The 514-nt window shown below is 49.6% G+C and carries 1 protein-coding gene; it reads left to right on the top strand.

Features of this window, described 5'->3' with window-relative positions:
- The coding region (locus ACGF5R_RS24450; protein ID WP_387693234.1) for a reverse transcriptase domain-containing protein at positions 1–514 on the top strand (514 nt) is incomplete at both ends.

Below are 514 nucleotides of genomic sequence, written 5' to 3'. Positions count from 1 at the left end.
GGTCAAACTCTCGCGGATTTTGAATCCAATCTGAAAGACAATCTGTACAAACTCTGGAACCGCTTATCATCGGGCAGTTATTATCCACCCCCGGTGAAAGGTGTCGCTATCCCTAAGAAGTCGGGAGGTGAACGTCTGCTGGGGATCCCCACGGTTGCGGATCGTGTGGCACAAATGGTGGTCAGGCTTCATTTCGAACCCCTTGTTGAACCTCATTTTTTGCCGGATTCTTATGGCTACCGACCGAATAAGTCGGCGATTGACGCCATCAGAGTCACAAGGCAGCGATGCTGGCAGCAAGATTGGGTATTGGAGTTCGATATCAAGGGGTTGTTTGACAATATTCCTCATGATTTACTCATGAAAGCCGTGAGGAAACACACAAATAGCCCGTGGCTCTGCTTGTACATCGAACGCTGGCTAACGGCCCCGATGAAATGCCATAGTGAGATGTTATTCCGTGAGAAAGGGACACCGCAAGGCGGTGTGATTAGCCCGATACTGGCCAATTTAT

Source organism: Photorhabdus sp. RM71S (assembly GCF_042879355.1).
Classification (GTDB): Bacteria; Pseudomonadota; Gammaproteobacteria; order Enterobacterales; family Enterobacteriaceae; genus Photorhabdus; species Photorhabdus kayaii.
Note: the sequence above shows the minus strand (reverse complement) of the source record. Positions and strands in the feature narration are given on the sequence as shown.